The following is a 22680-nucleotide window of genomic DNA, read 5'->3' as shown; positions in this document are numbered from 1 at the left end:
CTTCATGGCAGCACCACCACGACGGCGTAGCGGGCGGGGTCCGGGCCGGGGCAGCGGAAGCGGGAGGTGCCCCACAGGCGGTAGCGGAGGCAGTCGCCGGGGGCGAGGTGGTGCGAGCGGTCCTGGACGGTGACCTCGAGGGCCCCCTCGCGCAGCCACACGTGGTGTTCGAGCCCGGCCACGGGTGGGCCTTCGTACGCGATGTCCGCACCGGGGCGCAGCACCCCCTCGATGATCTCGGCCCGCAGTCCGGGGTGCGGGGGTGAGACCGAGCGCCGCTCGAAGCCGGACGGGGTGTCGGTCCAGACACGCTGGTCGGCGGCGCGAACGAGCTGCGCGGGCTCGCCGCCGCTCTCGACCTCGGCGAGCAGCCGGGACATGGTGCGTCCGTACGCGGTGCACAGGCGCCCGAGGAGGGCTGCCGTGGGGCTGATCTCGGCGCGTTCGAGGCGGGAGAGCGTCGAGCGGCTGACGCCGGTGCGCGTCGCGAGGTCGTCGAGGGACCAGCCGCGCTCGTCGCGCAGCTCGGCGAGGCGCGCGGCGAGGCGGGCGTCGACGGACGTGGGGGCGGGTTCTCTCACATCCGGGACGGTATCCCAGATCCGGGACAGGGCCAAGGGGGGTGGTTGGGCCCCGCCTCTTTGACGCACCCCCACGGGTCGCCTATCGTGTAGTAGACCGATCGTCTACTGCGTCTCCACTACCTCCCCCGGAGCAGGAACACCATGAGCGTTCAGGGCCAGAGCAAGACGTTTCTGATCACCGGTGTCAGCGGCGGCCTCGGCCGCGCCTTCGCCCAGGAGGCACTCGCCGCCGGTCACCGGGTCGTCGGCACGGTCCGCGCACCGGAGCGGATCGGCGAGTTCGAGGCCCTCGCCCCGGGGCGTGCCAGTGCCAGGCTGCTGGACGTGACGGACGAACAGGCCGTCGTCCCCCTCGTCGACGAGGTGGAACGGAACATCGGCCCCGTCGACGTGCTGATCAGCAACGCCGGCTACGGCCTCGAGGGCACCGTCGAGGAGTCGACGATGGCGGACCTGCGCCGGCAGTTCGAGGTCAACGTCTTCGGCAGCGTCGCCGTCATCAAGGCGGTCCTGCCCCACATGCGCCGGCGCCGCGGCGGGCACATCGTGACGCTCTCGTCCATGGCCGGCCTCACCGCCCTCCCCGGAGTCGCCTTCTACGGCGCGAGCAAGTTCGCCATGGAGGGGATCGCCGCGTCCCTGGCCCAGGAGGTCGCCGGCTTCGGCATCCACGTCACCTCCCTCGCCCTCGGTTCGTTCCGCACCGACTGGGCGGGCCGCTCGATGACCCGCGTGCCGCGCAGCATCGCCGACTACGACACGCTGTTCGACCCCATCAGGTCCGCCCGGCAGGCCAAGAGCGGCAACCAGGCCGGTGATCCGGCCCGCGCCGCCCGGGCGCTGCTGCGGGTCCTGGACGCCGACAACCCCCCGGTCCACCTCGTCCTCGGCACGGACGCCCTGCGTCTGGTCGAAGAGGGGCAGCGGCTGTTGCGCGAGGACCTCGCCGCCTGGGCCGACCTCACGGTCTCCACCGATTTCCCCGCCGACCGGTGAACGACGTGAGCCCGACGTCTCCCTGGCCCCTCCGCCAGGGTTCCTGCGACCGAGTTTGGACCCTCCTGTGAACGAATCCCGCCCCCGTACGGCCGTCGACTTCTGGCTCGACCCGGTGTGCCCCTGGACCTGGCTGACCTCGCGCTGGATGCTCGAGGTCGAGAGGATCCGGCCGGTCGACGTCACCTGGCGCGTGATGAGCCTGGCCGTGCTCAACGAGGACCGTCTCGACCAACTGCCGGAGCGCATACGCGAGCTGATGGGCCTGGCATGGGCGCCGGTCCGGGTCCTGACCGCGGCCTCGCAGGCTTACGGACCCGAGGTGACGGGGCCCCTGTACACCGCCATGGGCACCCGCTTCCACCTGCACCAGCAGCCCCGGACCAAGCCGACGATCGCGGCCGCGCTGCGCGACGCGGGCTTGCCCGAGAGCCTCGCGGACGCCGGTGACACCGACACCTTCGACGCCTTGGTGCGCGCCTCCCACCAGCAAGCCGTCGACCTGGTCGGCGAGGACGTCGGCAGCCCCGTCGTCGCCCTGCCCGGTCAGGACGGTGGCAGGGCCGCGTTCTTCGGCCCGGTGGTCAGCCCCGCCCCGAAGGGCGAGGAGGCAGGGCGCCTCTGGGACGCCGCGGTCGTCCTCGCCTCCATGCCGGACTTCTACGAGATGAAGCGCACCCGCACCGCCGGTCCCGTCTTCGACTGAGGCGCGGCGACTGCGGCGGCAGCTGCGGTGGCGACGACGGCGGCGACGGCCTCGGGCCCGGTTTCCCCGAGGCCGTCGCGGGCCGTTCGCCTGCGCGGTGTAGCGTCGCCGACGGGGTCGAGGCCGGATGGATCGCCGAGGCCTGCACGTTGTTCCACGGGGACCACCGACCCGCAGTCATGGAAGAGGTACGCACCGCATGACCACCGAACCGTTGCGCATCGGCGTGCTCGGCGCCGCTCGCATCGCCGGGACCGCCATCGCCGCCCCCGCCCGCACGACCGGTCACCGGCTCGTCGCCGTGGCCGCCCGCGACCGCTCCCGGGCGGCGGACTTCGCCGCCGAGCACGGCGTCGAGCGCGTGCTGGACTCGTACGCCGACGTCATCGCCGACCCCGAGGTCGAGGCCGTCTACAACCCGCTCGCCAACGGTCTCCACGGCCCCTGGAACCTGGCCGCCATCGCGGCGGGCAAGCACGTGCTCAGCGAGAAGCCCTCCGCGAGCAACCTCGAGGAGGCCGTCGAGGTGCGTGACGCGGCCGCCAAGGCGGGCGTGGTCGTCATGGAGGCGTTCCACTACCTCTACCACCCGGTCACCCGGCGCCTGCACGAGCTGCTGGAGTCCGGTGAGCTCGGCGAGCTGCGGCACGTGGAGGCCGTGGTCAACATCCCCGCGCCCGCGGACGAGGACCCCCGCTGGTCGCTGCCGCTGGCCGGCGGCGCCCTGATGGACCTGGGCTGCTACTCCCTGCACGCGGCGGGGTCCCTGGCCCCGTGGGCCGGCGGCGCCCCTCGCCTGGTGGCCGCGCGCGGCGGGGAGCGCGCCAAGGCGCCGGGTGTCGACGAATGGCTGGACGCCGACCTGGAGTACCCCGGCGGCGCCACCGCCTCGGCCCGCTGCCACATGGACGCCGAGGCGCTCGAGATGAGCTGGCGCATCGTCGGCAGCCGCGGCGAGGCCACCGCGCCGTGCTTCGTACTGCCGCACCAGGACGACCGGGTCGTGGTCCGTACGCCGGACGGCGAGCGGGTCGAGGAACTGGGCAGGCGCCTGTCGTACACCTACCAGCTGGAGGCGTTCGCGGCGACCCTGCGCGACGGCGCCCCGCTGCCCACGGACGCCGACGACGCCGTGGAGTCGATGCGCATGATCGACGCCTGCTACCGCGCCGCCGGCTTCGAGCCGCGTCCGCGTTCCGCCGCCGTCACGCCACCAGCGGCCGGGTCGTCGGCGTGATCGGTGCCAGCAGGCACGTGCTGCCGGTGAGCCACCGGTCGACCGCCGCCGCGGCCGACCGGCCCTCGGCGATCGCCCAGACGATCAGCGACTGACCGCGGCCCGCGTCGCCCGCGACGAAGACCTTCTCCACCCCGGTGGCGAAGCAGGCGTCGCGGACGACGTGGCCGCGCCGGTCGAGTTCCAGGCCGAGCTGGGTCACCAGCCCGCTGTCGCGTTCGGCCCCCGAGAACCCCAGCGCCAGCAGCACCAGCTGGGTGGGGATGACGCGCTCGGTGCCGTGCTGCGGGCGGCGGTGCCGCGGCTCCACCCCGACCAGGTGGAGCGACCGGACGTGCCCCTCGTCGTCGCCCTCGAAGCGGAAGGTCGAGGCGGAGAACACCCGGATGTCGCCCTCCGGGCCGGGCAGCGGCACACCGCCGTGCTCCGCCGGGTCCCAGACGCCGCGCCGGGCCAGTTCACGGGCCTCCTCGTGGGCGGGGGAGACCCGGTAGACGTGCGGGTACACCGGCCACGGCTCCTGCTCGTGGCGGTACTCGCCCGGCAGGGGGTTGATGTCGAGCTGCACGACCGAGGCCGCGTGCTGCCGGAGCACGGTGCCCAGGCAGTCGGCGCCGGTGTCGCCGCCGCCGACGATGACGACGTCCTTGCCCTCGGCGCTGACCGGCGACTCGGTCAGGTCGCCCTCCTGCACGCGGTTCGCCAGCGGCAGGTACTCCATCGCCTGGTGGATACCCGCCAGTTCCCGTCCGGGCACCGGCAGCTCGCGCCATGCCGTGGCGCCCACCGCCAGGAGCACCGCGTCGTGCTCGGCGACGACCCGTTCCGCGTCGAGGTCGGCGCCCACCTCGACCTCGGTGCGGAAGAGCGTGCCCTCGGCGCGCATCTGCGCCAGGCGCCGGTCCAGATGGTGCTTCTCCATCTTGAACTCCGGTATGCCGTAGCGCAGGAGGCCGCCGAGCCGGTCCGCCCGTTCGTAGACCGTCACCGTGTGGCCGACCCGGGTGAGCTGCTGGGCGGCGGCGAGTCCGGCGGGTCCGGAGCCGACCACCGCGACGGTGAGGCCGGAGCGCCGCTCGGGGGGACGGGGGGAAGCGAGGCCGTCCTCCCACGCGCGGTCGGCGATGGCGACCTCGACGTTCTTGATCGTGACGGGGTCGGCGTTGATGGTCAGGACGCAGGCGCTCTCGCAGGGCGCAGGGCACAGCCGGCCGGTGAACTCGGGGAAGTTGTTGGTGGCGTGCAGCCGTTCCGCCGCGGCGGCCCAGTCCTCGCGGTACACCAGGTCGTTCCAGTCGGGGATCATGTTCCCCAGCGGGCAGGCGTCGTGGCAGAACGGGATGCCGCAGTCCATGCACCGGCCGGCCTGCGCGGAGATGATCGGCAGCAGGCCCTGGCCGGTGTAGACCTCCTGCCAGTCCTCGACGCGCTCGCAGACGGGGCGCCGCGCGGGGGTGCGGCGGGGGGTGGTGAGAAAGCCCTTGGGATCGGCCATGGCCGCCTCCGGAGCCGCCGTCACGATCATGGGGAGGCACGGTGACCGCGTCCCCCGGCACATGGCACCGTCAGGCCACCATACGTCGGGTTTGCCGGTATTTCGATGGCGCGGCCACCGTGATCTTCCGCCGTGGGATCAGGCCGCGGCCTCCAGCTCCGCCGAACGCGGGTTGATCAGGACGACGTCGCAGGTCGCGTACCGCATCAGGGCCTGCCCGGCGCCGGCGTCCAGCAGCGCGGACAGCCCGCCGTGGGTGGGCGCCCCGACGACGATGGCGCGGGCCCCGGTGCGCTCCGCGTGCTCGGCGACCACACGGCCCACCTCCCCGTGGCCGGTGGCGTTCCGCAGCACGTGCCCGACGGCCGGGATGCCGAGGGCGGCGAGCCGGTCCAGGTGCCCCCGGACGGCGATCCGGGCGGACTCCAGGTCCTCCGGGTCGGCGGCCGCGTCACCCGCGACCGCGGCCTCCTCGACGTGGACGACGTGCACCGTACGGCCGTTGATCGTCGCGAGGCGGCCGGCGGCCGCGGCGACCCGTTCGGCGTGCGGGGAGCTGTCCACGGCGGCGACGATGGCGCCGCGCCCCGGGTCGTCGTGCGCCGCGGTGTCGTGCTCGACCGGCACCAGCGAGGGGGCGGCGTCGGCCCCGGGGGCGGGCTCCGGAGCGGGTTCCGGGGCGGCGTCGACCTGTTCGGCCTGGACCTTCTCGGCTTCCTTGAGCAGCCCGTGGGCCGTGGAGAGGATCACGATGCCCAGTACGAGCGCCCCGGCGCCGATGTAGAACGGCACGTGGATCCCGAAGGCCTCGACCAGCTTGCCCGCGGCGAACGGCGCCAGGCCGCCGCCGATGAAGCGGACGAAGCCGTACGCGGCGGAGGCGACGGCGCGGTCGACGGGCGCGACGGTCATGACGGCCTGGGTGGTGACGGTGTTGTTCACGCCGATGAAGACACCGGCGACGATCACGCAGACGATCAGCACGGTCCGGTCGTCGGTCCAGATCGCGATGGCCAGCACGGTGAGGGCGAACAGCGCGAGGTTGGCGTAGAGCGTCCGCGCGATGCCCAGCCGGGCCTGCAGCCGCGGCGCCCCGAAGACGGCGAAGACCGCGACGAGGGCGCCCCAGCCGGTGAAGACCAGGCCGAGCTGGACCGCGCCGAGCCCCATCGGGAAGGGCGCGTAGCCGAGCACGGTGAAGAAGGCCCAGTTGTAGCAGAGGGCCGTCAGCGACATCGTCAGCAGGCCGCGGTGGCGCAGCGCCCGCAGCGGCTCGCTCAGCCCGGTCTTGCGGGCCGGCAACGGGATCGGCTCCACGAGGACGACGGTGGCGACCAGCGCGATGGCCATCAGGACGGCGACACCGTAGAACGGGCCGCGCCAGCTCACGTTGCCCAGCAGGCCGCCAAGCAGCGGGCCCACCGCGATGCCGACGCCCAGCGCGGTCTCGTAGAGGATGATCGCGCCCACGAATCCGCCGCTCGCCGAGGCCACGATCACCGCCAGGGAGGTGGCGATGAACAACGCGTTGCCGATGCCCCAGCCCGCCCGGAAGCCGACGATGCCGCCGATGCTCCCCGAGGTGCCGGCCAGGGCGGAGAACACCACGATCAGGGCGAGGCCCGCGATCAGCGTCCGCTTGGCGCCGATCCGGCTGGAGACCCAGTTGGTGATGAGCATGGCGACCGCGGTCACCACCAGGTAGCTGGTGAACAGCAGCGTCACCTGGCTCGGAGTGGCGTCCAGTTGCTGCGATATCGCGGGCAGGATGGGGTCGACCAGACCGATCCCCATGAACGAGACCACACAGGCGAAGGCGACCGCGAACACGGCCTTCGGCTGTTTGAACGGATTCACGGAACGGGACGATTGCGCATGCGCGGTCATGTAGGTGCTCCGACGTAGAAACCGATGCCTGATCAACTGCTCCGCTGGGCCGGGCGCGACGGGGCCGGGGGCGGCCCCAGCCGGGTCAGTGCCTCCACGGCCGGCAGCGCGGCCACCAGGGCCGCCCGCTCGTCCGGGCTCAGCTGTTCCAGCAACTCCCCGAGCCGCTCGGCGCGCACGGCGCGACGCCGGGCGATGGCCTCCCGGCCCGCGTCGGTGATGTGGACGAGCACCACACGCCCGTCCGCGGGGTCCGCCGCGCGACCGGCCAGTCCCGCCTCGGCCAGCCGTGACACGACCTGGGTCATCGCCGGCTGCGTGACGCCCTCCAGGGTCGCCAGCTCGGTCAGCCGGAGCGGGCCGGACTGCTCCAGCGTGGACAGCGTCGCCACCGTGGTCAGCGACAGCTCGCTCGGCTGGCTGAGCCTGCGCAGCATGCGGTACAGCCGCTCCAGTGCCCGCGCCACGTCGACGGCGTGGCCGTGGTCCGGGTCGTCGTCGGGAAGATGCATAAGGAATTTATATCACTGCCTTATGTATCTGGGGAGGGGGCGCAGGGGGCGGACACGGAAGAGGGCCGGGCACGCCTGTGACGGCGTGCCCGGCCCTCATGCCCCCGCCCGGGGCGGAGCGGGGAGCTCAGAGCCCGTAACGTTCCCGGGCCTCGTGCACGGTCTCCCGCTTGACCTCGCCGCGCCCGGCGAGCGCGGCCAGCGCGGCGACGACCACCGACTGCGGGTCCACGCCGAAGTGGCGGCGCGCCGCATCGCGCGTGTCCGACAGGCCGAAGCCGTCGGTGCCGATCGAGTGCCACTCCTGCGGCACCCACTGGCTGATCTGGTCCGGCACCCCGCGCATCCAGTCGCTCACCGCCAGCACCGGGCCCTGTGCGCCCTCCAGGACACGGGTGACGTGGGGGAGCGGGGCGTCCTCGCCGCGCAGCCGGGCCGCGTCGTACGCCAGGCCACCGCGCCGCAGCTCGCTCCACGAGGTCGCCGACCACACGTCCGCCGCCACGCCCCACTCCGCGGCCAGCAGCTGCTGCGCCTCCAGGGCCCAGTGGATCGCCGTGCCGGAGGCCATCAGCTGCAGCCGCGGCGCGTCGGCGGACAGCCCGGCGGTGTCGGCGGCGCGGAAGCGGTACAGGCCCTTGACGATGCCTTCCTCGACGCCCGGCTCCGCGGGCATGGCCGGCTGGATCTTGGGCTCGTTGTAGACCGTCAGGTAGTAGAAGACGTCCTCCGCGTCCGGGCCGAACATGCGGCGCAGGCCGTCGCGGACGATGACGCCGACCTCGTAGGCGAAGGCCGGGTCGTACGAGACCGCCGCCGGGTTGGTGGACGCGATCAGGTGCGAGTGGCCGTCGGCGTGCTGCAGGCCCTCACCCGTCATCGTCGTGCGGCCCGCGGTCGCCCCGACCAGGAAGCCGCGGCCGAGCTGGTCGGCGAGGGCCCACATCTGGTCGGCGGTCCGCTGCCAGCCGAACATCGAGTAGAAGATGTACAACGGGATCATCGGCTCGCCGTGCGTGGCGTACGAGGTCGCCGCGGCGGTGAAGGAGGCCATCGAACCGGCCTCGGTGATGCCCTCGTTGAGGATCTGCCCGTTCTCCGCCTCCCGGTAGTACAGGAGCATGTCGCGGTCGACCGGGTCGTAGGTCTGGCCGAGCGGCGAGTAGATGCCCGCGCTCGGGAAGAGCGACTCCATGCCGAAGGTGCGCGCCTCGTCGGGGACGATCGGCACCCAGCGGCGACCGCTCTCCTTCTCCCGCATCAGGTCCTTCATCAGCCGGACCAGGGCCATCGTGGTCGCGATCTCCTGGCTGCCGGAGCCCTTGGCCAGGGCCTCGAAGGGCTTCGCGGACGGCTCCGGGAGCGCCACCGGGTGCACCCGGCGGGCCGGGGCGGGGCCGCCGAGTTCGGCGCGGCGCTCCTGCAGGTAGCGCACCTCGGGGGAGTCGGCGCCCGGGTGGGCGTACGGCACCAGGTCCCCGGCGAGCGCGCTGTCCGCGATGGGGAGTTCGAGCAGGTCGCGCATGGCGCGGAACTCGGGGAGGGTGAGCTTCTTCATCTGGTGATTGGCGTTGCGCGACTCGAAACCGCGGCCCAGCGTCCAGCCCTTGACGGTCTGCGCGAGGATCACGGTCGGCGCGCCCTTGTGCGTGGTGGCCGCGCGGTAGGCGGCGTACACCTTGCGCGGCTCGTGGCCGCCGCGGGAGGTGTGGAAGCACTCGGTGATCTTGGCGTCCGTCAGCAGTTTCGCCATCTCGGCCAGGGCCGGGTCGGCGCCGAAGAAGTGCTCGCGGATGTACGCGGCGTCGCGGGTGGCGTAGGTCTGGAACTGCCCGTCGGGTACCTCGCGCAGCCGCCGCACGAGCGCGCCCGTGGTGTCGAGGGCGAACAGCTCGTCCCAGGCGGAGCCCCACAGCGACTTGACGACGTTCCAGCCGGCGGCGCGGAACTTCGCCTCCAGCTCCTGGACGATCTTGAAGTTGGCACGGACCGGCCCGTCGAGACGCTGCAGGTTGCAGTTGATCACGAAGGTGAGGTTGTCCAGCCCCTCACGGCCGGCGAGGCCGAGGGCGGCGGTCGACTCCGGCTCGTCCATCTCGCCGTCGCCGAGGAAGGCCCACACGTGCGAGCCGGAGGTGTCCTTGATGCCGCGGTGGGTCAGGTAGCGGTTGAAGCGCGCCTGCTGGATCGCGGCGAGCGGGCCGAGGCCCATCGACACGGTCGGGAACTCCCACAGCCAGGGCAGTCGCCGCGGGTGCGGGTAGGACGGCAGGCCGTCGCCGCCGGCCTCCTGGCGGAAGTTGTCCAGCTGCCGCTCGGTCAGCCGGCCGTCGAGGAACGCGCGGGCGTAGATGCCGGGGGAGGCGTGGCCCTGGACGTACAGCTGGTCGCCGGAGCCGTCGCCCTCCTTGCCGCGGAAGAAGTGGTTGAAGCCGGTCTCGTACAGCCAGGCCGCGGAGGCGAAGGTGGCGATGTGGCCGCCCAGGCCCAGGCGGCTGCCGCGGGTCACCATGGCGGCGGCGTTCCAGCGGTTCCATCCGGCGATGCGCCGCTCCATCTCCAGGTCGCCGGGGAGCTCGGGCTCCGCGGCGGTCGGGATGGTGTTGATGTGCTCCGTCTCCAGCAGCGACGGGACCGCGAGACCGGACGCCTGCGCGTGGTCGAAGGTGCGGCGCATCAGGTACGCCGCGCGATCAGGGCCGGCGGCGTGGGTGACCGCGTCGAGTGAGGCGGCCCATTCGCCGGTCTCCTCCGGGTCCGGGTCCGGCAGGTGATCGAGCGCGCTCAGCGTGGCGTCGGTCATGGTGAACGCCTCCCAGTTGGTTCCGTGCGGGCAGGGGTGTCCCCGTGTCTCAAAGGGTAAGACTGATCGATGATCGATCAAATACCTTGTGGCGAGGGTCACAAAGGGGGCTCCGGGCGTCCGGGCGGGGGGTGTTCCGGGTGGGGGGTTTCCCGGGCGGGGGTGTTCCGGGCCGGCGTCAGCCGCCCTGCGGGGCACAGCCCAGCACATGCTCCTTGACCAGCTCACCGACCCGCGGGTCGTCCCTGCGGAAGGCCTCCACCACCGCTTGGTGCTCCTCGGCGTACAGCCGCTGCCGGGTGCCCAGCCAGCGGATCGACAGCGCCGTCCACACCTCGATGCCCAGCGACTCCCAGGTGTGCAGCAGCACGCTGTTGCCGGAGGCGCGCACCAGCTCGCGGTGGAACGCCACGGTGTGCCGTACCTGCGCTCCGGCGTCGCCCTCCTCGTCGGCCTCGTGCAGCAGCGCGACCTCGGCCTCCAGCGCCGACAGGTCGTGCCGCAGGCGCGGCGCCGCGAGCTCCGCGGCGATCTGCTCCAGGCCCGCCCGCACCGGGTAGATCTCCTCCAGGTCCCCGGCGGTCAGCCGGCGCACCCGCACCCCCTTGTTCGGGGCGGACTCGATCAGCCGCATGACCTCCAGCTCCCGCAGCGCCTCCCGTACGGGCGTCTGGCTGACCTCCAGCTCGGTGGCGATGCCCCGCTCGACGATCCGCTCCCCGGGCTTCCACCGCCCGCTGACGATGCCGTCCACGATGAACTCGCGGATCTGCTCGCGCAGAGAGCGGACGACGGGCGGCGCCATGGGTACTCCTCCGGAAAAGGGCAGCTGACTAGACGATACGGCGACGGCGCCCTTAGGCGGTCCCGTACGGCGGCACCGGGTGCCGCCACGCCCTCAGGCGAGGACGACTTCCACGCCGCCCTCGGCCAGCACCTCCAGGACCAGGCCGAAGCGGCTGTCCGGCTCCCCGTGGGAGTTCAGCGTCACGCCCAGCGCCCGCCGGGCGACCGCGGAATCCCGCCACACCAGGGTGCACGGGGTGGTGACCCCGAAGCCGCCGCGTAGGCAGTCGGCCAGGGCGTCCGCATTGCAGCCGAAGTAGCCGCCCGGACCGTTCACCGCCTCACCCAGCGCGAGGTGGAGGCCGGGCTCGTCAGTGACGTGCCGGCCGTCCAGGTCGTACACGAGCCCGGCGGGCCGCGCCGGACGCGGGCCCGCGCAGCCGCGGTCCCGGACGAGGCCCAGCCACAACGACCGCTCACGGGTGGCGTACCCGGACCAGGTACCGGACTCCGCCGGGGGCCCGGCGAGCCACCGGTCCCACAGCGCCCGGGAACGAGCCGGGAAGGGCTCCCACACGCCGTCGGCGAGATCGACGTCGACGAGCCCGGGGCCGAGTGCCGACGGCCGCCACCCGGCGACCTCCGCGGTCACGTACCGGTCCAGGACGGCCTCGCCCCTGTCGCCGAGGACCTCCAGCACGGCCTCGTCCAGGCGCAGGGAGCGGCGGGTGCCGGTTCCGAGGGCGGCCCGCAGCTCCGGGCCGGGCGCGCAGCCGAGCAGCCGCAGCGGCGTCCGGGACGGCGCTCCGTCCGGCGGGACGACGTCCGAGGCGTCCCGGCAGACGCCCAGGGCCCGGTGTCCGTCGTGGATCAGCAGCCCCGCCGCGAGGCAGGGTTCGCCGGGCGGCTCGGGCCACCCGTCCACGGCGTCCAGGAACACGTCCCACGCGGCGGGCGCGCCGCGGCGACGGCGGTGACCCGTGATCCGCGCGTCCTCCAGCCGCCAAGGCGCGTGCGGGTCGTCGAACGGATCCGGCGCGGCGTGCCGCCCGCAGTCCCGCGGGCTCAGCCAGAGGTCACCGGGGAATCCCGTGCCCGGCCCGTCCAGGACGTCGAGCAGCGGGCCGGACGGTTCGCACGCGACGAGCTGGTACGGACGCCGGTACGGGTCCACGAGCAGCCCCGACACCCGCGCGCACACGCCCCACAGCAGGCCGTCCCCGGACCGGGACAGCGCGAAGCCCGGACGGTCCGTGCGCTCCACGCCCCGCGGCCAGTGCCGCCGCATGCCCCCGGTTCCCCCTGCTCCCCTGGAGGACCTACCGGCCGAGATCGTAGGCGACCGTCACCGGCGCGTGGTCGGACCAGCGCTCGGGGTGCGTGTCCGCGCGCTCGACCCGGGTCTGCGCCGCCCGGGCCGCCAGGCCGCGGGTCGCGACGTGGAGGTCGATGCGCCAGCCGCTGTCGTTGTCGAAGGCGCGGCCGCGGTAGGACCACCACGTGTACGGGCCCTCGCCCTCCGGGGTGAGGTGGCGCACGACGTCGGTGTACCCGGCCTCGTCGTAGACGCGGGAGAGCCACGCCCGCTCCTCGGGGAGGAAGCCGGCGTTCTTCTGGTTGGCCCGCCAGTTCCTGAGGTCGCGCTCGGTGTGCGCGATGTTCCAGTCGCCGCAGATCAGCACCTCGCGGCCGGCGGCGGCGGCCTTCTCCCGCAGCTTGACCATGTGCTCCAGGAACGCCGCCATGAAGCGCTCCTTCTCCTCCTGTCGCTCCGTGCCGACCTCGCCCGAGGGGAGGTAGAGGCTGGCGACCGTCACGCCGGGCAGGTCGATCTCCGCGTAGCGGCCGGAGCCGTCGAACTCCTCCGAGCCGAAGCCGATCCGGCTCGCGGACGGTTCCTGCCGCGAGTAGAGGGACACCCCGGCCCGGCCCTTCGCGGCCGCCGGGGCGTGGAGCACGTGCCAGCCCTCGGGCGCACGGACCTCCTCGGGCAGCTGCGCGGCCTCGGCGCGGACCTCCTGGAGGCACACCACGTCGGCCGTGGTCGCCTCCAGCCAGGGGAGGAAGCCCTTCTTGGCCGCGGCGCGCAGCCCGTTCACGTTCACGGTCGTCACGGTGAGCATGACGGGGACGATACCGGCCCGCCCGAGGGCGCCCGTACCGGGGCGTAGGCCGCACACCCGTACGATGTGCGGGTGGAGATCCGGAAGACGCGCTACGACCACCCCGACGCCGTGCTGCTGACCGAGCAGGTGCAGCAGGAGTACGTCGTGCGGTACGGCGGCCCCGACGAGACGGCGATGGACCCCGACCACTTCGACGGCCCGCAGGGCGAGTTCATGGTCGGTTACCTCGACGGCGCCCCCGTGGCGACCGGCGGCTGGCGCGGTCAGGACGCCTCCCCGGAGGGCTTCGAGGACGGCGACGCCGAGGTCAAGCGCATGTACGTGGTGCCGCAGGCCCGGGGCCGGGGCTTCGCACGCCGGATGCTCGCCGCACTGGAGGCCGGCGCCGCCGCGGCGGGCCGCACCCGGATGGTGCTGGAGACGGGGCAGATGCAGCCGGAGGCGATCGCCCTCTACGCCTCCTGCGGCTACACGCCGGTGACCAAGTTCGGCCACTACAAGGACAGTCCGCTCAGCGTGTGCCTGGGCAAAACGCTCCGGGCACCGGCCGAGGAGGCCGTTCCCGCGTAGCCTTGGTCCATGATCGAGGACAGCGCGTCCGCCCGGCTCGCGGCGGGCAAGTACGTACTGGTGACCACCTACCGGCGGGACGGCCGTACCGTTGCCACCCCGGTCTGGGTGGTCCGCGACGGTGAGGCGGTCGGCGCCTGGACCGCGGCGGACTCCGGCAAGGTCAAGCGAATCCGCAACCGCGCCGACGTACTGGTCGGCCCCTGCGACGTACGCGGCAACCCCACCGGGGAGCAGGTGCCCGCGCGCGCCGAGATCCTCGGACCGCAGGAGACCGAGCGCTACCGTTCCCTGGTCGCACGCAAGTACGGCCTGATCGGCCGGCTGACCCTGTTCGGCAGCCGGCTGCGCCGCGGCCGCGAGGGCACGGTGGGCGTGCGGATCACCCTCACGTGAGCGGCGGTGTGCCGCGGCAGGGCGCCTGCACGGTGAGCGTCTGCCGCGACTGCTGCTGCGGTACGGAGAAGGTCCCCGGCGTCGACCACGACGCTCAACTCGACCTGCTCCGGCGGGAACTCGCCGGGGTCTGCCGGGTACGCGTCACCGAGTGCCTCGACGTGTGCGAACAGGCCAACGTCGTCGTCGTGCAGCCCTCGCCGGAGGGGCGCGCGGCCGGAGGCCGGCCGGTCTGGCTCGGCCTGGTCAACGACCCCGCCGCCCTCGGCGACATCGTCGCGTGGGTGCGCGCCGGGGGACCGGGCCGCGCCGTACCGCCCGACGTCCTGGACCTCTACGCCATCGAACCGCCGGGCGGCCGCGCCGTGGACGCGGCAGGCTGAGCGGGCCGGAAACGCCGCCGCGAGGCCCGGGACACGGCAGGGGCCGTACGGGCTTCGTTGCCCGTACGGCCCGTGAACCGGCCGTGCCGGAGGGTCAGTCGATGCTGCGCAGGATGTGCGGCTCGTTCAGATCGTCCTCGTAGCCGGCCAGTCGGATCGGTGCCGACCTGGCCCAGACGTCCAGGTTCCGCACCTCCCGCTGTTGCGCGGGCTGATCGTCAGGCTCCTTGGGGAGCTGGTTCCGCTTTGACTTCTCGGGTGTCACCGCGCACTCCTTCGTGTCGGGTGAGCCGGACGCCGGCCCGGCCGCTGCCGGACGCCGACCGCCCGGTCGGGCTGATGGCTGAGCGGACGCGGTGGCGCCGGTTGCGGAACCGGGCGGGGACCGCGGTGGGCGGTTCCTCCCGGGGCGGAGGCAGGGGGTGTTGGTGCTCCCCCGAGGGCCTTTCCGTCGGGAGAAGCCTATGCCCGGACGCGGGGTGCCACCATCCCAATACGGCGCGCCGCGGCGACGGCCACCCTTCCCGCGGATGCCGGGCGGTCGTCACCCGGTGTTCAACCGCTGCGCCGGACCGCCCCGGGGCGGGCGCAGGAGAGGGTCGCCCACACCGCGCGACCGGTGCCGTGCGCCGGCGGACGAACGCCCCAGCCTTCGGCCAAATGGGCGACGAGGGCCAGCCCGCGGCCGTTCTCGTCGCCGTCGGCGGCCGCACGTGCCTGGGGACCCGCGGGCCCGCGCCCTTCGTCGACGACCTCGATGTGCAGCGTGCCGCCCGCCGTCCAGAGCAGGCACGCGACGTGGTCGCTGCCGCTGTGCACGACCGCGTTGGTGAAGAGTTCGCTCACCACGAGGCCGGCGTCGTCGCCCAGTTCCGCCAGGCCCCATCCGCTCAGCGCGGAACGCACCTGGCGCCGCGCGACGCCGACCGACGAGGCCTGCGCCGGCAGTCGGAGCCGGAAGGTGTCCCGGGCGCTGAGGGCAAAGAGCACACACGCAACTATGGCCACTGCTTGCACAGAAGGCAAGGGTCATTCTGCAAATTGCACAATCGCTAGTATCAGGGTGTGGGTTCCATTCCTGACATGGCACACTGCTGCCATGCGTGAGTTGCGACGTGGGTGAGGCGAAGGCGAGCGGGGCGCCGACCGTCCTCCGCGTGATCCTCGGCAAACGCCTCCACGACCTGCGGGAGAAGGCGGGTTGCTCGTACGAACAGGCCGCGCGCGAGCTGGACGTCACCCATGCCACCGTGCGCCGGATGGAGAAGGCCGAGGTCGGCCTGCGCATCCCGTACGTGGAGAAGCTGCTGGCGCTGTACGGCGTCGACGCCGCCGAGGCGGCGACCTTCATCGACCTCGCCCGGCAGGGCAACCGTCCCGGCTGGTGGCACCGTTACCGCGACGTCCTGCCGTCCTGGTTCAGCGCCTTCGTCAGCCTCGAGGGCGAGGCGGCCATCATCCGCGCCTACGAGCCGCACTACGTCCCCGGTCTGCTGCAGACCGAGGACTACGCGCGCGCCGTGCTGAGGGCCGGCCGCCCGGGCGCCTCCGCGGAGGAACTCGAGCGCCTGGTCGCGCTCCGCCGGGAACGGCAGGCGCTGATCGCCCGGCCCGAGGCCCCGCTGCTGTGGGTGGTGATGGACGAGACCGTGCTGCGCCGCCCCATCGGCAGTCCCGGCGTCATGCGCGCCCAGCTGGACCGGCTGGCCGAGGCTTGTGAGCTGCCGCAGGTGAGACTGCAGATCATGCCCTTCGACGCCGGGCCGCACCCGGCGATGTACGGGCCTTTCCACATCTTCCGGTTCCAGATCCGCGAGCTGCCGGACGTCGTGTTCACCGAGAGCCTGGTGGGCGCCGCCTACCTGGACGACGTGGACGACGTCTCGGCGTTCCTCGAGGCCCTCGACCGGATGTGCGCGCAAGCCGCGCCGGCACACAGCACCGCAGCCATCCTCGATGGCATCCGCAAGGAGATCTGACATACATGGACGACCGCATATACAACGGCATGCGCGCCGTCGACCTCGGTACCGAGGGCTGGCACAAGCCGTGGAGCGGCGGCAACGGGGGCAGTTGCGTGGAGGCCATGAAACTGGCCGACGGCAGGGTCGCGCTGCGGCAGTCCACCGACCCCGACGGGCCGGCCCTCATCTACACGGACCACGAGATCAGGATGTTCATCCAGGGCGCCAAGGACGGGAAGGCCGACTTCCTGCTGTCCTGAGCCCCCGCATTGACATCTTCGAGTGAACCCAGCCCGCGCGGGCAACCGCGACGACCGACGGGCTGTCTCCAGCGGTAATCCGCCGGACGGACGGGACAAGGGGAGCAGCATGACCGGACAACTCGGACCGCTGTACGAACCGGGAGTGGCCTACGTGCGCATCGCCGCTGCCGACGCGGCGACCGCCCACAGGGTCGCCGACGTCATCGCCTCCCGGTATCCGGGGACCCGCCCGCCCCGGGTGACCACGCATGCGGACGGGTTGGTCGAGTTCGACCTGTACACGTACACCCTGGAGGAGGTCAGCCCCTCCGGGCCCTACGACGCCCAGGGCCCGGAGAGCTGCTGACCGGACCCCGGGCGCCGCGCTTGCGCCGGATCAGCCCTGACCCGGGTGGAGGACGACCTTGGTGTAGCCCTCGATCCGCTTGTCGAACTTCTCGTACGCCGACGGCGCGTCCGTCAGGGGCAGCTCGTGGGAGACCACGAAGCTCGGGCGGGCGCGACCCTCGATGATCATGTCGCGCAGCTGCCGGTTGTAGCGCTTGACGTTGCACTGCCCGGTGCCCAGCCGCAGGCCCTTCTCGAAGAGCCGGCCGATGGCGACCAGCAGCCGGCCGCTCTTGGCCTGCTCGTCCGGGCCGCCCGGGTCGGACGGCACGTACAGGCCGGGGATGCCCAGGGCGCCGGTGGGGCGCACGGTGTCGATCAGGGAGTTCAGCACCGCCGCGGGCTCCTCGCGGCCCGCGCCGCCGGCCTGGGCCTGGTAGCCGACCGCGTCGACGCCCTTGTCGGTGCCCTCGCCCTTCGTGTGCTCCTTGATCTGGTCCACCGGACTGCCCTTGGTGAAGTCGATCGGGACCGCGCCGATCTCCTCGGCCTTCTGCAGCCGCTCCGGCACGCGGTCCACGACGAACACCTTGGCCGCCCCGCGCAGCATCGCCGAGTACGCGGCCATCAGCCCGACCGGGCCGCCGCCGTACACCGAGACGCTCTCGCCGGGGGAGACCTGGGCGAGCTCACAGCCGTGGTACCCGGTCGGGAAGATGTCGGCGAGGAGCACGAAGTCGGACTCGTTGGCGGTGCCCTCCGGCAGTTTCAGACAGTTGAAGTCCGCGTACGGTACGCGCACGTATTCCGCCTGACCGCCCGGCCAGGGGCCCATGGCCACATAGCCGTAAGCGCCTCCGGCGAACCCCGGATTGACCGTCAGGCAGTAGCCGGTGAAACCCGCCGAGCAGTTCTTGCAGAATCCGCAGGCGACGTTGAAGGGCATGACCACGCGGTCGCCCTGCTTGAGGGTGGTGACCCCCTCGCCGACCTGGTCGATGATCCCCAGGTTCTCGTGGCCGAAGACGATGCCGGGCTCCGCGGCGGTCCGGCCCTCGTACATGTGCAGGTCGGAGCCGCAGATCGCGGTCGACGTCACCCTGACGATCACGTCGTTGGGGTGCTGCAGGCGTGGATTGTCGACTTCCTCGATGGCTACTTCGAACGGTCCTTTGTAGACGACGGCCTTCACGTGGACACCTCCGATTGGTGTCTGATTCGCGGCTTACGTGACCTATTTCTCATGCTGCCCCCTTGGGCAGTGCGAGACAAGCCAGCTATTCTTCACGTGGAATATGGCGATTTGTGATTGACCGCGAGGAAAGGCGGGAAGAATGGCCCACCGCTCAGGAACGCTGCTCGTCCCCGTGCCCGGCCTGTCCGGCACGGTGTACCCGGTGGGCACGCGCGTGGCCATCAGCGGACGGGGCTCCGCCGTCGACGCCTTCGTGGACGGTGACTGGCTGCCGCTGTCGTGGTGGGAGTTCGCGGAGGGCCGCAACGACGACGTGTACGAGGGCCCCACCGCCTGACGTCCCTCCCGTGACCGTGACGCCGCTTCGGCAGCCGTCGCAGGGCGACGAGTTGCCCGGCCGGTAACGGCAACTCTCCCGGCGGGCCACTGAGGTCGGCGTTCTCGCGGACCATGACCGGCCCGTGGCAGCCGAGTTGGGGGCGCGGGCGCTTCCCTCGGCCGCCGTGACGGCGGCGATCACCGCAGGCACCTTCCGGCCATCGGTCAGCGCGCCGCCACGGCGTGTGTGCCCAGCCCCGCGAGCCGCGCCAGACGGCGGTGCGAGTCCAGCAGCGCCGACCGGTCGTAGCCGGCCGTGGTGACCAGCACCTCGTCCGCCCCGGTGCGTGCCGCCAGGCCCGACAGCGCGGCCGTCACCTCGTCCTCGGTGCCGTGGACGCCGTTCGACAGCGTCCCCTCGAACACCTCGCGCTCGCGCGCCGTCATGTGCCGCGCCAGCACCGCGTCCGGCGGCGCGAGCGGCGGGAATTCGCCCTGCGTACGCGAGTGCGCCAGCGACCAGGCCTCGGACACCAGCAGCCGCCGCGCGGCCTCCGTCGTCTCCGCGACGGACACGGTCGTCGACACCACGACGTACGGCCGCGCCGCCCACGCCGAGGGCCGGAACGCCGCGCGGTAGGCCTCGATCGCCTCCCGCATGCGCTCCTCGCCCCGCACCGCGGCGATCACCAGGGGGAGCCCGAAGGCCGCCGCCGTGGCCGCTCCCGCGCCCGTGGCCAGCACGAACACCGGGACGCGCATCCCCTCCGGCGGCCGCGCGTGCACCGCGCCGGGGCCTGCCGTGCCGGTGAAGTACCCGAGCAGCTCCGTCAGCAGTTCCTCGAAGTCCCCGGCGGCCTGGGCATCGCGCCCCAGCGCCCGGCGCACTCCGTCCGTGAAGCCCACCGACCGCCCCAGCCCCATGTCGATCCGCCCGGGGAACAGCGACTCCAGCACCCCGAACTGCTCCGCCACCACCAGCGGCCGGTGGTTGGGCAGCATGACCCCGCCCGTGCCCACCCGGATCCGGGACGTGGCTGCGGCGACCGCCGCGGCCAGCACCGCAGGCGAGGACCCCGCCACCCCCGGCACCCCGTGGTGCTCCGACACCCAGAAGCGCCGGTAGCCCAGCTCCTCGGCGTGCCGTGCCAGCCACACCGTGTCCCGCAACGCCTGCGCGGGCTCGGCGCCCTCGCGGACGGGGGAGCGGTCGAGGATCGAGAACGGAATCGGGGGGAGCTGCGGTGCGATCACCCTTGGTGCAACGCCCACCGCGGCGCGGGATTCCCGGGTGGGGACGCCCCGGACGCCGCTCAGTCCTCCCGGCGGGCGTACGTCACCATCAGCACGCCGCTTTTGTGCGTCCGCACCTCGGTTACGTTGTACGCCTGCGGGGCGAACTCGCCCGCGAACAGCGGGACACCGGCGCCCGCCACCACGGGGTTGAGCTTGACGACCAGCTCGTCGATCTCCGGGCGCAGCGAGGCCGCCAGCCGGCCGCCCCCGCACAGCCAGATGCCCGCCCCGTCCCGCTGCTTCAGCCCGCGCACGAACTCCAGCGGGTCACCGGAGACCAGCTCCACAGCGGGGTCCGGGCTCGCCGTCATGCCGCCGGACACCACGTACTGCCGCAGGTGCGGATAGGGACTGGTGAGCCCGAAGGGCAGCCCCACCTCGTAGGTGGCCCGGCCCATCAGCACCGTGTCGAACCGCCGGTTCGGCGCGTCGGCGATGCCCAGCGGGCCGCGGGCCTGCGCCGGCAGGGTCTCCGGGTACTCGGCGAGGACCGTCTCCATGTGGTCGCCCACGGCCGCGAGGAAGTCGTACTCGCCCTCCGGCCCGGCCACGAATCCGTCGATCGTGGACGCCACGAAATACGTCAGCCTGCGCATGCTTCCCCCCGGTACGCGATGATCGTCGACCGGGGCCAAGGTAGTCCGTGGACGGATCCCACCGCCACGCGGTACCCCGGCCCTCAGAGTAGATTCGGTGACGACCCGCGGGGGACGGCGGGGGATGGCGGAGGCTGGGATGACGGAAGCCGCGGGCGCGACGGACCGGGCCGGCACGCTGACGCTGGGCGGGGCGAGCGGGCGATGGGTCCTCGCGGCGGTGGTCCTGGGCTCGGGCATGACCCTCCTCGACGGCACCGTCGTCAACGTCGCCCTCCCGACGATCGGCAAGGAGCTCGGCGCCACGCTCGCCGGCCTCCAGTGGACGATCAACGCCTACACCCTGACCCTCGCCGCGCTCATCCTGCTGGGCGGCTCGCTCGGCGACCGCTTCGGGCGGCGCAAGGTCTTCATGATCGGCACGGTGTGGTTCGCGCTGGCCTCCCTGCTGTGCGGCATCGCCCCCAGCATCGAGGTGCTGATCGCCGCCCGCGCCCTGCAGGGTGTCGGCGGGGCGCTGCTCACCCCCGGGTCGCTGGCCCTGATCCAGGCGTCCTTCGCGTCCCAGGACCGGGCCCGCGCGATCGGCGTGTGGTCGGGCCTGGGCGGCATCGCGGGGGCGCTGGGGCCGCTGCTCGGCGGCTGGCTGGTCGACGCCGTCAGCTGGCGCTGGGTGTTCTTCATCAACCTCCCGCTGGCCGTCCTGGTCATCGCGGTCGCCTCCCGGCACGTCCCGGAGAGCCGCGACGAGAGCGTCACCGGCGGCTTCGACGTCGCGGGCGCCGTGCTCGGTGCGGTCGGCCTCGCCGGGGTCACCTACGCCCTGATCTCCGCGGGCGGAAGCCACCCGGACATCGCCGCCGTCTGCGTCTCCGGCGCGGCGGGCCTGGCCGCGTTCGCCGGGTTCGTGGTGACCGAGCGGCGCAGCCCGCACCCGATGCTGCCGCCGAGGCTCTTCTCGAACCGCCAGTTCACCGCCGCGAACCTGGTCACCTTCGCGGTCTACGCGGCGCTCGGCGGCCTGTTCTTCTTCCTGGTGCTGGAGCTGCAGACCGAGGCCGGGTACTCCCCCCTGGCGTCCGGGACGGCGCTGCTGCCCATCACGGTCATCATGCTGGCGCTGTCGGAGCGCGCGGGCCGGCTCGCCGAGCGCATCGGGCCGCGGATCCCCATGACGGTCGGGCCGGCGATCTCCGCCGTCGGCCTGCTGCTGATGCTGCGGATCGGCGCGGACGCCTCGTACGTCGCCGACGTCCTGCCCGCGGTGTGCGTGTTCGCCCTGGGCCTGGCGACCACGGTCGCCCCGCTCACGGCCACCGTCCTCGGCGCCGCCGAGGTGCGGCTCGCGGGCACCGCGTCCGGGGTGAACAACGCCGTGGCCCGTGCGGCGGGCCTCCTCGCGGTGGCCGCCCTGCCGCTCATGGCCGGGCTCTCCGGCGACGACTACGAGGACCCGGCCGCCTTCGGCCACGGGTTCCGGGTCGCCGTCACGATCTGCGCCGGGATGCTCGTGGTGGGCTCGCTTCTCGCCTGGTTCGGCATCCGCTCCGACGTGCTCCGCGAGACCCCCGAAGAGCCGGCCAAGCCGGCTCCGGCGTGCAAGCACTACTGCGCCATCGGCGCTCCGCCCCTGCAGAGCGGCGAGGAGTCCGCATGCGGGACGGTGACCGGCGGCGGGCCGGACATGCGCAAGGACCGCCCCCCGGCCGGGTGACCCGCGCGACCGGGTCCCGACGGGACCGGGTCAGGAGGGCTCAGTACTCCTCGGACTCCGGTACGAGATGCATCGCGGCCTCCTCGGCGGAGGCGGCCGCCCCGTCGATGCCGATGTCCTGGGCGACCATGCCCTCGGTCTCGTAGTGCGCGCCCTCGTCGGGGGCGACCAGACGCCCGGCACGCGGGCCCCCGACCTCGCCGTCGATCAGCTCCCCGTCGGTGTCCCACGCGTCCCCGATGCCGTCCCCGTCGGGGACCGGCAGGTCCGGGAGCTCCTCGGCCAGGCGTTCGTCGAGCGTCTCGCCCCGCAGGCGGCCCGCCGCGGTGATGGCGGGCTTGTTCACCGCCCAGGGCCGCTCCGGCGGTGAGTAGCCCTCGTCGAGTATCTGGTCGACACCGTGGTAGTCCAGGGTGTCCTCGGGCTCCAGCAGCCCGGCGTCGTCCTGCACCTCTGACCCGTCCGGCTGGTAGACCTCGTCACCCATCTCGTTCTCTCGCATGTCCGTCTCCTCGCTCACGCGCCG

25 protein-coding genes are annotated in these 22680 nt (G+C 73.0%); 11 read left to right on the top strand and 14 right to left on the bottom strand.

Annotation, left to right across the window (positions count from 1 at the left end; all coding sequences use genetic code 11):
* Positions 1 to 2: 2 nt before the first annotated feature.
* Positions 3 to 581, bottom strand: a complete 579-nt coding sequence (locus PV350_RS08465) for a helix-turn-helix domain-containing protein (RefSeq protein ID WP_499509616.1) — start codon at positions 579 to 581, stop codon at positions 3 to 5.
* A 144-nt stretch (positions 582 to 725) separates the two neighbouring features.
* Here PV350_RS08465 and PV350_RS08460 point away from each other — a divergent pair, with 144 nt between their 5' ends.
* The 3 genes from PV350_RS08460 to PV350_RS08450 all read left to right on the top strand — a co-directional run bounded on the left by PV350_RS08460 (position 726) and on the right by PV350_RS08450 (position 3523).
* A complete protein-coding gene (locus PV350_RS08460; RefSeq protein ID WP_499509615.1) occupies positions 726 to 1580 on the top strand; it encodes an oxidoreductase in 855 nt (284 codons plus the stop codon).
* 67 nt (positions 1581 to 1647) lie between these two features.
* Positions 1648 to 2286 (top strand): mycothiol-dependent nitroreductase Rv2466c family protein, encoded by a 639-nt coding sequence (locus tag PV350_RS08455; protein WP_499509614.1) that lies wholly within the window; start codon positions 1648 to 1650, stop codon positions 2284 to 2286.
* Positions 2287 to 2485: 199 nt separating this feature from the next.
* Complete coding sequence (locus PV350_RS08450; protein WP_499509613.1) at positions 2486 to 3523, top strand: Gfo/Idh/MocA family protein; 1038 nt, start codon at positions 2486 to 2488, stop codon at positions 3521 to 3523.
* On the opposite strand, the gene PV350_RS08445 is transcribed toward PV350_RS08450, so the two are convergent.
* The 7 genes from PV350_RS08445 to PV350_RS08415 form a co-directional block, all read right to left on the bottom strand.
* Positions 3492 to 5018, bottom strand: a complete 1527-nt coding sequence (locus PV350_RS08445) for a glutamate synthase subunit beta (protein WP_500333272.1) — start codon at positions 5016 to 5018, stop codon at positions 3492 to 3494. The genes PV350_RS08450 and PV350_RS08445 overlap by 32 nt on opposite strands.
* 138 nt (positions 5019 to 5156) lie before the next feature.
* Positions 5157 to 6905 carry an MFS transporter gene (locus tag PV350_RS08440; protein WP_500333269.1) on the bottom strand — a complete coding sequence of 583 codons (1749 nt, stop codon included), beginning with the start codon at positions 6903 to 6905 and terminating at the stop codon, positions 5157 to 5159.
* A 32-nt stretch (positions 6906 to 6937) separates the two neighbouring features.
* Positions 6938 to 7417, bottom strand: a complete 480-nt coding sequence (locus PV350_RS08435; protein ID WP_499509611.1) for a MarR family winged helix-turn-helix transcriptional regulator — start codon at positions 7415 to 7417, stop codon at positions 6938 to 6940.
* 127 nt (positions 7418 to 7544) lie between these two features.
* Positions 7545 to 10220 (bottom strand): pyruvate dehydrogenase (acetyl-transferring), homodimeric type, encoded by a 2676-nt coding sequence (aceE, locus tag PV350_RS08430; RefSeq protein WP_500333268.1) that lies wholly within the window; start codon positions 10218 to 10220, stop codon positions 7545 to 7547.
* Between the two features lie 178 nt (positions 10221 to 10398).
* Positions 10399 to 11025, bottom strand: coding sequence for a GntR family transcriptional regulator (locus PV350_RS08425; RefSeq protein WP_499509609.1), 627 nt, complete (start codon positions 11023 to 11025; stop codon positions 10399 to 10401).
* A gap of 93 nt (positions 11026 to 11118) precedes the next feature.
* A complete protein-coding gene (locus PV350_RS08420; RefSeq protein ID WP_500333267.1) occupies positions 11119 to 12294 on the bottom strand; it encodes a barstar family protein in 1176 nt (391 codons plus the stop codon).
* 31 nt (positions 12295 to 12325) lie between these two features.
* Positions 12326 to 13129 (bottom strand): exodeoxyribonuclease III, encoded by an 804-nt coding sequence (locus PV350_RS08415; RefSeq protein WP_499509607.1) that lies wholly within the window; start codon positions 13127 to 13129, stop codon positions 12326 to 12328.
* Positions 13130 to 13201: 72 nt separating this feature from the next.
* On the opposite strand from PV350_RS08415, the gene PV350_RS08410 reads away from it, so the two are divergent.
* The 3 genes from PV350_RS08410 to PV350_RS08400 are packed head-to-tail and all read left to right on the top strand — an operon-like array spanning position 13202 to position 14481.
* Positions 13202 to 13702: a GNAT family N-acetyltransferase gene (locus tag PV350_RS08410; RefSeq protein WP_499509606.1), complete on the top strand. Its 501-nt coding sequence runs from the start codon at positions 13202 to 13204 to the stop codon at positions 13700 to 13702.
* A gap of 9 nt (positions 13703 to 13711) precedes the next feature.
* A complete protein-coding gene (locus PV350_RS08405) occupies positions 13712 to 14098 on the top strand; it encodes a PPOX class F420-dependent oxidoreductase (protein WP_499509605.1) in 387 nt (128 codons plus the stop codon).
* A complete protein-coding gene (locus PV350_RS08400; protein WP_499509604.1) occupies positions 14095 to 14481 on the top strand; it encodes a (2Fe-2S) ferredoxin domain-containing protein in 387 nt (128 codons plus the stop codon). The genes PV350_RS08405 and PV350_RS08400 overlap by 4 nt, the downstream gene beginning before the upstream one ends.
* Before the next feature lie 94 nt (positions 14482 to 14575).
* Here the strand turns inward: PV350_RS08400 and PV350_RS08395 are convergent, their stop codons facing one another.
* A complete protein-coding gene (locus tag PV350_RS08395; protein WP_018560806.1) occupies positions 14576 to 14746 on the bottom strand; it encodes a hypothetical protein in 171 nt (56 codons plus the stop codon).
* A 290-nt stretch (positions 14747 to 15036) separates the two neighbouring features.
* Positions 15037 to 15471, bottom strand: a complete 435-nt coding sequence (locus PV350_RS08390) for an ATP-binding protein (RefSeq protein ID WP_499509603.1) — start codon at positions 15469 to 15471, stop codon at positions 15037 to 15039.
* A 167-nt stretch (positions 15472 to 15638) separates the two neighbouring features.
* On the opposite strand from PV350_RS08390, the gene PV350_RS08385 reads away from it, so the two are divergent.
* The 3 genes from PV350_RS08385 to PV350_RS08375 all read left to right on the top strand — a co-directional run bounded on the left by PV350_RS08385 (position 15639) and on the right by PV350_RS08375 (position 17054).
* Complete coding sequence (locus PV350_RS08385) at positions 15639 to 16460, top strand: Sco1979 family transcriptional regulator (RefSeq protein WP_499516718.1); 822 nt, start codon at positions 15639 to 15641, stop codon at positions 16458 to 16460.
* 5 nt (positions 16461 to 16465) lie between these two features.
* Positions 16466 to 16705 (top strand): DUF397 domain-containing protein, encoded by a 240-nt coding sequence (locus PV350_RS08380; RefSeq protein WP_499509602.1) that lies wholly within the window; start codon positions 16466 to 16468, stop codon positions 16703 to 16705.
* 109 nt (positions 16706 to 16814) lie between these two features.
* Positions 16815 to 17054, top strand: a complete 240-nt coding sequence (locus PV350_RS08375; protein ID WP_499509601.1) for a hypothetical protein — start codon at positions 16815 to 16817, stop codon at positions 17052 to 17054.
* Positions 17055 to 17084: 30 nt separating this feature from the next.
* On the opposite strand, the gene PV350_RS08370 is transcribed toward PV350_RS08375, so the two are convergent.
* The gene (locus PV350_RS08370; protein WP_499509600.1) at positions 17085 to 18227 is read right to left on the bottom strand and encodes a glutathione-independent formaldehyde dehydrogenase; all 1143 of its coding nucleotides are present in this window, start codon (positions 18225 to 18227) and stop codon (positions 17085 to 17087) included.
* Positions 18228 to 18369: 142 nt separating this feature from the next.
* Here PV350_RS08370 and PV350_RS08365 point away from each other — a divergent pair, with 142 nt between their 5' ends.
* Entirely contained in the window at positions 18370 to 18567 is a 198-nt protein-coding gene (locus tag PV350_RS08365) for a hypothetical protein (protein WP_499509599.1), read from the top strand.
* A 206-nt stretch (positions 18568 to 18773) separates the two neighbouring features.
* Here the strand turns inward: PV350_RS08365 and PV350_RS08360 are convergent, their stop codons facing one another.
* Complete coding sequence (locus PV350_RS08360; RefSeq protein ID WP_499509598.1) at positions 18774 to 19802, bottom strand: MsnO8 family LLM class oxidoreductase; 1029 nt, start codon at positions 19800 to 19802, stop codon at positions 18774 to 18776.
* Positions 19803 to 19861: 59 nt separating this feature from the next.
* A complete protein-coding gene (locus PV350_RS08355) occupies positions 19862 to 20440 on the bottom strand; it encodes a dihydrofolate reductase family protein (protein ID WP_500333266.1) in 579 nt (192 codons plus the stop codon).
* Positions 20441 to 20579: 139 nt separating this feature from the next.
* On the opposite strand from PV350_RS08355, the gene PV350_RS08350 reads away from it, so the two are divergent.
* Positions 20580 to 22154, top strand: a complete 1575-nt coding sequence (locus PV350_RS08350) for an MFS transporter (protein ID WP_500333265.1) — start codon at positions 20580 to 20582, stop codon at positions 22152 to 22154.
* Positions 22155 to 22194: 40 nt separating this feature from the next.
* On the opposite strand, the gene PV350_RS08345 is transcribed toward PV350_RS08350, so the two are convergent.
* On the bottom strand, positions 22195 to 22656 hold the full coding sequence (locus PV350_RS08345) for a DUF5709 domain-containing protein (protein ID WP_499509595.1): 462 nt from the start codon (positions 22654 to 22656) through the stop codon (positions 22195 to 22197).
* Positions 22657 to 22680: the final 24 nt, after the last annotated feature.

It is taken from the genome of Streptomyces sp. PA03-6a (assembly GCF_033792765.1).
Lineage (GTDB): Bacteria > Actinomycetota > Actinomycetes > Streptomycetales > Streptomycetaceae > Actinacidiphila.
Note: the sequence above shows the minus strand (reverse complement) of the source record. Positions and strands in the feature narration are given on the sequence as shown.